The organism is Pseudomonas sp. NPDC087697, assembly GCF_044743155.1.
Taxonomy (GTDB): Bacteria; Pseudomonadota; Gammaproteobacteria; order Pseudomonadales; family Pseudomonadaceae; genus Aquipseudomonas.
The window spans coordinates 1-9,131 of sequence record NZ_JBIUVW010000012.1 but is presented as its reverse complement, the minus strand read 5'-3'; the positions used below and the strand labels follow the sequence as shown (position 1 = coordinate 9,131).

Annotated in this window: 7 protein-coding genes; all 7 read left to right on the top strand. The window is 59.9% G+C overall.

Going from position 1 to position 9,131, the window contains the following annotated elements; genetic code table 11:
* Window positions 1–2,555, top strand: a 2,555-nt coding sequence (gene gyrA / locus ACIPIN_RS11310) for a DNA gyrase subunit A (protein WP_401118457.1), incomplete at its 5' end; no start/stop codon positions are given.
* Between the two features lie 64 nt (window positions 2,556–2,619).
* On the top strand, window positions 2,620–3,705 hold the full coding sequence (gene serC, locus ACIPIN_RS11305) for a 3-phosphoserine/phosphohydroxythreonine transaminase (RefSeq protein ID WP_401118454.1): 1,086 nt from the start codon (window positions 2,620–2,622) through the stop codon (window positions 3,703–3,705).
* Window positions 3,705–4,799 (top strand): prephenate dehydratase, encoded by a 1,095-nt coding sequence (gene pheA, locus ACIPIN_RS11300; protein ID WP_401118452.1) that lies wholly within the window; start codon window positions 3,705–3,707, stop codon window positions 4,797–4,799. Before serC ends, pheA begins: the two co-directional genes overlap by 1 nt.
* A gap of 11 nt (window positions 4,800–4,810) precedes the next feature.
* Window positions 4,811–5,923, top strand: coding sequence for a histidinol-phosphate transaminase (hisC, locus tag ACIPIN_RS11295; protein ID WP_401118450.1), 1,113 nt, complete (start codon window positions 4,811–4,813; stop codon window positions 5,921–5,923).
* Between the two features lie 28 nt (window positions 5,924–5,951).
* Window positions 5,952–8,159 (top strand): bifunctional prephenate dehydrogenase/3-phosphoshikimate 1-carboxyvinyltransferase, encoded by a 2,208-nt coding sequence (locus tag ACIPIN_RS11290; protein ID WP_401118681.1) that lies wholly within the window; start codon window positions 5,952–5,954, stop codon window positions 8,157–8,159.
* Window positions 8,156–8,845, top strand: a complete 690-nt coding sequence (gene cmk, locus ACIPIN_RS11285) for a (d)CMP kinase (RefSeq protein WP_401118448.1) — start codon at window positions 8,156–8,158, stop codon at window positions 8,843–8,845. The genes ACIPIN_RS11290 and cmk overlap by 4 nt, the downstream gene beginning before the upstream one ends.
* Before the next feature lie 121 nt (window positions 8,846–8,966).
* Window positions 8,967–9,131, top strand: a 165-nt coding sequence (locus tag ACIPIN_RS11280) for a hypothetical protein (protein ID WP_401118678.1), incomplete at its 3' end; no start/stop codon positions are given.

Sequence of the window (9,131 nt, the reverse complement as noted above, 5' to 3'; positions counted from 1 at the left end):
ATGGCTTGAAGCCCGTGCATCGGCGTGTGCTGTTCGCGATGAGCGAGCTGGGTAACGACTTCAACAAGCCGTACAAGAAATCTGCCCGTGTTGTCGGTGACGTGATCGGTAAGTATCACCCGCACGGTGATACCGCGGTGTACGACACCATCGTTCGTATGGCGCAGCCATTCTCGCTGCGTTACCTGCTGGTAGACGGTCAGGGCAACTTCGGTTCGGTCGACGGCGACAACGCTGCGGCAATGCGATACACCGAAGTGCGCATGACCAAGCTGGCGCACGAGCTGCTGGCTGACCTGCATAAAGAAACCGTGGACTGGGTGCCGAACTACGACGGCACCGAAATGATCCCGGCGGTCATGCCGACCCGTATTCCCAACCTGCTGGTCAACGGCTCCAGCGGTATCGCCGTGGGCATGGCGACCAACATTCCGCCGCACAACCTCGGTGAAGTCATCGACGGTTGCCTGGCACTCATCGACAACCCCGAGTTGACCATCGATGAGCTGATGCAATACATCCCGGGTCCGGACTTCCCGACCGCGGCGATCATCAACGGTCGCGCCGGCATCATCGAAGCCTACCGTACCGGTCGCGGCCGCATTTACATGCGTGCCCGTTCGATGATCGAAGACATCGACAAGGTCGGTGGCCGTCAGCAGATCGTCATTACCGAACTGCCTTACCAGCTGAACAAGGCGCGTCTGATCGAGAAGATCGCCGAGCTGGTCAAAGAGAAGAAGCTGGAAGGCATCACCGAACTGCGCGACGAGTCCGACAAAGACGGTATGCGCGTGGTGATCGAGCTGCGTCGCGGCGAAGTGCCTGAGGTGATCCTCAACAACCTCTACGCCCAGACCCAGTTGCAAGCGGTGTTCGGCATCAATATCGTCGCGCTGATCGACGGTCGTCCGCGGATCCTTAACCTCAAGGACCTGCTGGAAGCCTTCGTTCGTCACCGTCGTGAAGTGGTGACCCGTCGTACCGTGTTCGAACTGCGTAAAGCCCGCGAGCGTGGTCATATTCTCGAAGGTCAGGCTGTTGCACTGTCGAACATCGACCCGGTTATCGCCCTGATCAAAGCCTCGCCAACTCCGTCGGAAGCCAAGGAAGCGCTGATCAGCACTCCGTGGGAATCCTCTGCGGTGGTTGCGATGGTTGAGCGCGCCGGTGCTGACTCTTGCCGTCCAGAGACTCTGGACCCGCAATACGGTCTGCGCGAAGGCAAGTACTTCCTGTCGCCAGAACAGGCGCAAGCCATTCTGGAGCTGCGTCTGCACCGTCTGACCGGCCTGGAACACGAAAAGCTGCTGGCCGAGTATCAAGAGATCCTCAATCAGATCGGCGAGCTGATCCGCATCCTCAACAGCGCCACGCGCCTGATGGAAGTGATCCGCGAAGAGCTGGAAGTGATTCGTGCCGAGTACGGCGATGTGCGTCGCACCGAAATTCTCGATGCGCGTCTGGACCTGACTCTGGGTGACATGATCCCGGAAGAAGAGCGCGTCGTGACCATTTCCCACGGTGGCTACGCCAAGACCCAGCCATTGGCTGCGTACCAGGCTCAGCGTCGTGGCGGTAAAGGTAAATCGGCTACCGGCGTCAAGGATGAGGACTACATCGCTCACCTGCTGGTCGCCAACAGCCACACCACGCTGTTGCTGTTCTCCAGCAAGGGCAAGGTTTACTGGCTGAAAACCTACGAAATTCCTGAAGCATCCCGCGCCGCCCGTGGTCGTCCGCTGGTCAACCTGCTGCCGCTGGACGATGGTGAATACATCACCACCATGCTGCCGGTCGAGGAATATACCGAAGGTCACTATATCTTCATGGCCACCGCCAACGGCACCGTGAAGAAGACCCCGCTGGAGTCCTTCAGCCGTCAGCGCAGCGTCGGTTTGATCGCGCTGGAGCTGGACGAAGGCGACGTACTGATCTCCGCAGCCATCACCGATGGCGAACGTGAAGTCATGCTGTTCTCCGACGGCGGCAAGGTTACCCGCTTCAAAGAGTCCGACGTTCGCGCCATGGGCCGTACCGCTCGCGGTGTCCGCGGCATGCGTCTGCCGGAAGGTCAGAAGCTGATTTCCATGCTGATCCCGGAAGAAGGCAGCCAGATCCTCACCGCTTCGGCGCGTGGTTTCGGCAAGCGTACCGCCATCACCGAGTTCCCTGAGTACAAACGTGGCGGTCAGGGCGTTATCGCCATGGTCAGCAACGAGCGTAACGGCCGTCTGGTCGGTGCGGTTCAGGTGCTCGACGGCGAGGAAATCATGCTGATTTCCGACCAGGGCACCCTGGTGCGTACTCGTGTTGACGAAGTATCCAGTCTGGGTCGTAACACCCAGGGCGTGACCCTGATCAAACTGGCCAGCGATGAAACACTGGTCGGTCTGGAGCGGGTTCAGGAGCCATCGGAAGTCGAAGGCGAAGAGCTGGAAGGCGAAGAAGGTGCTGAACTCGAAGGCGTCGTGCTCGATGCCGGCACCGAGCCGGACGACACCGTCGAAAGCCAGCAGGCTGACGCAGCAGACGAAGAAGAGCCGCAAGACTAACCAAGTCGTAGCAGGGCAGAGTGTTTGCTCTGTCCGCTACCGTGAATGCATAGCGAGAGTGGATGTGAGCAAACGAGCCTATAACTTCTGCGCAGGTCCTGCTGCGCTGCCTGAAGCTGTCCTGTTGCGTGCCCAGTCGGAGTTGCTCGACTGGCATGGCAAGGGTCTCTCGGTCATGGAAATGAGCCATCGCAGCGATGAGTTCGTGTCCATTGCGACCAAGGCCGAGCAGGATCTGCGTGATCTGCTGAATATCCCCTCGAACTATAAAGTGCTGTTTCTGCAAGGCGGCGCCAGCCAGCAATTTGCTCAGATTCCTCTGAACCTGTTGCCGGAAAACGGCAAAGCCGACTATATCGACACCGGTATCTGGTCGCAGAAAGCCATTGAAGAAGCGCAGCGCTACGGTCACGTCAACGTCGCCGCTACCGCCAAGCCTTACGATTATTTCGCAATTCCCGGTCAGAACGAATGGAAGCTGTCGCAAGACGCGGCCTACGTGCACTACGCGCCGAACGAAACCATCGGTGGCCTGGAATTCCAGTGGATCCCGGAAGTCGGTGATGTGCCGCTGGTCGCCGACATGTCTTCGGACATTCTTTCGCGCCCTGTGGACGTCTCGCGTTTCGGCATGATCTACGCCGGCGCCCAGAAAAACATCGGCCCGAGCGGTATCGTCGTCAACATCGTTCGCGAAGACCTGTTGGGTCGTGCCCGTTCGTTCTGCCCGACCATGCTCGACTACAAGGTCGCGGCCGACAACGGCTCGATGTATAACACCCCGCCGACCCTGGCCTGGTACTTGTCCGGTCTTGTGTTCGAATGGCTGAAAGAGCAGGGTGGTGTTGAGGCCATTGGCAAGCTCAATGAAGTCAAGCAGCGCACGCTGTACGGCTTCATCGATGCTAGCGGCTTGTACAGCAACCCGATCAACAAGGCTGACCGCTCGTGGATGAACGTGCCGTTCCGTCTGGCTGACGATCGCCTCGACAAGCCGTTCCTGGTCGGTGCCGAGGCGCGCGGTCTGCTGAACCTCAAGGGTCACCGTTCGGTAGGCGGCATGCGTGCCTCTATCTACAACGCCGTCGACATCAACGCAGTCAATGCGCTGGTTTCGTACATGGCAGAGTTCGAGAAGGAACACGGTTAATGTCTGAGCAAGAACTCAAGGCACTGCGCCTGCGCATTGATGCCCTGGACGAAAAAGTCCTGGAGCTGATCAGCGAGCGCGCGCGCTGCGCCCAGGAAGTCGCGCGAGTAAAGATGGCCTCGCTGGCCGAAGGCGAAGTGCCGGTGTTCTATCGTCCTGAGCGTGAAGCTCAGGTGCTCAAGCGCGTAATGGAGCGTAACCAGGGGCCGCTGGGTAACGAAGAGATGGCGCGGTTGTTCCGTGAAATCATGTCCTCGTGCCTGGCACTTGAGCAGCCGCTGAAAGTGGCTTACCTCGGCCCTGAGGGGACGTTTACTCAAGCGGCGGCCATGAAGCACTTCGGTCACGCGGTGATCAGCAAGCCAATGGCGGCGATCGACGAAGTGTTCCGTGAAGTGGCCGCTGGTGCGGTGAACTTTGGCGTGGTGCCTGTGGAAAACTCCACCGAAGGTGCGGTCAACCACACCCTCGACAGCTTCCTCGAACACGACATGGTCATCTGTGGCGAAGTCGAGCTGCGCATTCACCACCACTTGCTGGTGGGCGAAAACACCAAGACCGACAGCATCAGCCGCATTTACTCGCATGCCCAGTCCCTGGCTCAGTGCCGCAAATGGCTGGACGCTCACTACCCGAACGTCGAGCGCGTGGCGGTATCGAGCAACGCTGAAGCGGCCAAGCGGGTCAAGGGTGAGTGGAACTCGGCGGCGATTGCCGGCGACATGGCGGCAGGCTTGTACAGTCTGACTCGTCTGGCCGAGAAAATCGAGGATCGCCCGGACAACTCCACGCGATTCCTGATGATCGGTAGCCAGGAAGTGCCGCCGACCGGCGACGACAAGACGTCGATCATCGTCTCGATGAGCAACAAGCCTGGGGCGCTTCACGAGTTGCTGGTGCCGTTCCATGACAATGGCATCGACCTGACGCGGATCGAAACCCGTCCTTCGCGCAGCGGTAAGTGGACCTACGTGTTCTTCATTGATTTCGTCGGCCACCACCGCGACCCGCTGGTAAAAGGTGTGCTGGAGAAAATCAGTCAGGAAGCAGTAGCACTTAAAGTGTTGGGTTCCTACCCGAAAGCAGTTCTCTAAAGGCGTTAACAATGAGTGGCGACTTCCTCGCTCTGGCACAGCCGGGCGTGCAACAACTTTCGCCTTACGTTCCGGGCAAGCCCGTGGACGAACTGGCTCGCGAACTGGACATTGATCCGGCAAAAATCGTCAAGCTGGCGAGCAACGAAAACCCGCTGGGCGCCAGTCCCAAGGCGCTGGCGGCGATTCGCGAAGAGCTGGCCGAGCTGACCCGCTATCCGGACGGCAACGGTTTTGCGTTGAAAACCCTGCTGGCTGAGCAGTGCCGGGTCGAGCTTAATCAAGTGACGTTGGGCAACGGCTCCAACGACATTCTTGAGCTGGTCGCGCGCGCCTATCTGGCGCCAGGCCTGAATGCAGTGTTCAGCGAGCACGCGTTCGCGGTCTACCCGATCGTCACTCAGGCTGTGGGTGCCGAGGCGCGGGTGATTCCAGCCAAAGACTGGGGTCATGACCTGTCGGCCATGCTCGAAGCCATCGACAGCAACACTCGCGTGGTGTTCATCGCCAACCCGAACAACCCAACCGGGACCTGGTTTGGTGCCGAGGCGCTGGATGAGTTCCTGCAGGACGTGCCTGCGCGCGTGCTGGTGGTGCTGGATGAGGCGTACATCGAGTACGCCGAAGGCAGCGATCTGCCGGATGGCCTGGATTTCCTTGCGGCGTACCCGAACCTGCTGGTTTCCCGGACCTTCTCCAAGGCCTACGGTCTGGCCGCGTTGCGTGTTGGTTATGGCTTGTCGACCGCGGTGGTCGCCGATGTGTTGAGCCGTGTGCGTCAGCCATTCAACGTCAACAGCCTGGCCCTGGCCGCGGCCTGCGCGGCGCTGCAGGACGATGAATACCTGGCTGAAAGCCGTCGCTTGAACGAATCCGGCATGCAGCAACTCGAAGCGGGTTTTCGTGAGTTGGGGCTGAGCTGGATTCCCTCCAAGGGCAATTTCATTTGCGTGGATCTGGGGTGCGTTGCGGCGCCGGTTTTCCAGGGTTTGCTGCATGAGGGTGTGATCGTGCGTCCGGTGGCCAATTACGGCATGCCAAACCACCTGCGCATCACCATCGGTCTGCCGGCTGAAAACAGTCGTTTCCTCGAGGCGCTGACCAAGGTTCTGGCTCGTGGTTGATGTCATCGCCGTGCAACCTGCTGTGCCTATGATCGGTCGCCTGGTGGTGGTCGGTTTGGGGCTGATTGGCGGTTCGTTTGCCAAGGGCCTGCGTGAAAGCGGTTTGTGTCGCGAAGTGGTCGGCGTTGATCTCGATCCGCAATCGCGAAAACTGGCCGTTGAGCTGGGCGTGGTAGATCGTTGCGAAGACGACCTCGCTGTCGCGTGTCGCGGTGCCGACGTGATTCAGCTGGCAGTGCCGATCCTGGCGATGGAGAAGCTGCTGGCGCTGTTGGCTGGCATGGATCTGGGGGCGGCGATTCTGACCGATGTCGGCAGTGCCAAAGGCAATGTGGTGCGCGCAGCGACCGAAGCCTTCGGCGGCATGCCTGCACGCTTCGTTCCGGGGCATCCGATCGCCGGTTCCGAGCAGAGCGGGGTAGAGGCTTCCAACGCTCAGCTGTTCCGTCGGCACAAAGTAATTCTGACGCCGCTTGAGCAAACCGATCCGGCTGCCCTGGCGGTGGTCGACCGCCTCTGGCGCGAATTGGGTGCCGATGTCGAGCACATGCAGGTCGAGCGTCACGACGAAGTGTTGGCGGCGACCAGCCATTTACCGCACTTGCTGGCGTTCGGTTTGGTCGATTCATTGGCCAAACGCAGTGAAAATCTGGAAATCTTCCGTTACGCTGCGGGCGGTTTCCGCGATTTCACGAGAATCGCCGGCAGTGACCCGGTCATGTGGCACGACATCTTCCTCGCCAATCGCGAAGCTGTTCTGCGCACACTCGATACATTTCGCAGCGATCTCGACGCCTTGCGCGACGCGGTCGATGCAGGGGACGGGCACCAACTGTTGGGCGTCTTTACGCGCGCCCGGGTTGCCCGCGAGCATTTCAGTAAAATCCTGGCCCGCCGGGCCTATGTGGACGCTATGAACTCCAACGATCTGATTTTCCTGGCAAATCCTGGTGGCCGCCTGAGTGGGCGGATTCGTGTACCAGGCGACAAATCGATTTCCCACCGTTCGATCATGCTCGGCTCCCTCGCGGAGGGCGTTACCGAAGTCGAAGGTTTTCTTGAGGGCGAAGATGCCCTGGCGACCTTGCAAGCCTTCCGTGACATGGGCGTCGTGATCGAAGGTCCGCACCATGGTCGCGTGACCATTCACGGTGTCGGCCTGCATGGCTTGAAACCGGCTCCTGGCCCGATCTATCTGGGCAACTCGGGTACGTCGATGCGTCTGCTGTCCGGCTTGCTGGCTGCGCAGAGCTTCGACAGCACCCTGACGGGCGATGCGTCGCTGTCCAAGCGTCCGATGAATCGTGTGGCCAACCCGCTGCGCGAGATGGGCGCGGTGATCGAGACGGCTGCAGAAGGTCGTCCACCGATGACCATTCGTGGCGGCAACAAGCTCAAAGGCCTGACCTACACCATGCCGATGGCCAGCGCCCAGGTTAAATCCTGCCTGCTGCTGGCGGGGCTGTACGCCGAGGGCAAGACCACCGTCACCGAGCCTGCGCCAACCCGGGACCACACCGAACGCATGCTGCGTGGCTTCGGCTACCCGGTTACCGTCAACGGCGCTACTGCGTCGGTCGAGTCCGGCCACAAGTTGACCGCAACGCACATTGAAGTGCCGGGTGATATCTCCTCGTCCGCATTCTTCCTGGTGGCAGCGTCGATTGCCGAAGGTTCGGAGCTGGTGCTCGAGCACGTGGGCATCAACCCGACCCGTACCGGCGTGATCGACATCCTGCGGTTGATGGGTGCCGATATTTCCCTGGAAAACCAGCGTGAAGTCGGCGGCGAGCCAGTGGCTGACTTGCGCGTGCGAGCGGCTAAGCTTAAAGGTATCGAAATTCCTGAGGCGCTGGTTCCGCTGGCCATCGACGAGTTCCCGGTGCTGTTCGTGGCTGCGGCCTGTGCAGAAGGTCGGACTATTCTGCGTGGCGCGGAAGAGTTGCGGGTCAAGGAGTCGGATCGTATCCAGGTGATGGCGGATGGTTTGCTGGCGCTGGGCGTCAAGTGTGAGCCAACCCCGGACGGCATCATCATTGACGGCGGCCAGATTGGCGGCGGCGAAGTGCATGGCCACGGCGATCACCGGATTGCCATGGCGTTCAGCGTTGCGTCGTTGCGCGCCAATGCGCCGATCCGCATCCATGACTGCGCCAACGTTGCGACCTCCTTCCCGAACTTCCTCGCGTTGTGTGCGCAAGTCGGTATTCGTGTTGCCCAAGAGGCTCAGTCGTGACCAACCATGCTCCGGTAATCACCATTGATGGGCCAAGCGGCTCGGGCAAGGGCACTATCGCAGGGATCCTCGCCAAACGCCTGGGTTGGTGCTTGCTGGATTCTGGTGCGTTGTACCGTTTACTGGCATTTGCTGCGCGCAATCATGGTGTCGACCTGACCAACGAAGAGTCACTGAAGCTGCTGGCTGCCCATCTTGATGTGCAGTTCGTCGGGGCGACCGAAGGTCATCCGCAGCGCATCATCCTTGAAGGTGATGACGTCACCGACGACTTGCGCAATGAGCAGGTCGGTGCCTGGGCCTCGCAAGTGGCCGCACTGCCTGCGGTGCGTGACGCTTTGCTGCAGCGCCAGCGGGCATTTCAGGAGGCGCCGGGGCTGGTGGCCGATGGTCGCGACATGGGCACGGTAGTGTTTCCAGACGCGCCATTGAAGATTTTCCTGACTGCCAGCGCCGAGGAGCGAGCACGCCGTCGTTATTTGCAGTTGAAGGGCAAGGTCGAGGGTGTTAGTCTGTCGAGTCTGCTAGATGAGATCCGTGTGCGCGATGAGCGTGACACCCAGCGAGCGGTAGCCCCGCTCAAGCCGGCGGTCGACGCCATACAGCTGGATTCCACGGAGTTGTCCATCGAGCAGGTGCTGGAACGCATCATGAGTGAGATCGCCATTCGCGATCTCGCCGGGTGACCAAGAAATACTGCAGGGGACCAGTCAAAGTCCTGCGGTCTTTCTTTTATATAAACGTAACCCACATTGTCTGGGATGTGGCAGATGGGCGTATTCTTCGCCCTTATCAACAGGAATTAAAATGAGCGAAAGCTTTGCGGAACTCTTTGAAGAAAGCCTAAAAACCCTGAACCTTCAGGCAGGCTCCATCATCACCGGTGTTATCGTTGATATCGATTACCAAGCTCGCTGGGTAACCGTTCACGCTGGCCTGAAGTCTGAAGCACTCATCCCGCTTGAGCAGTTC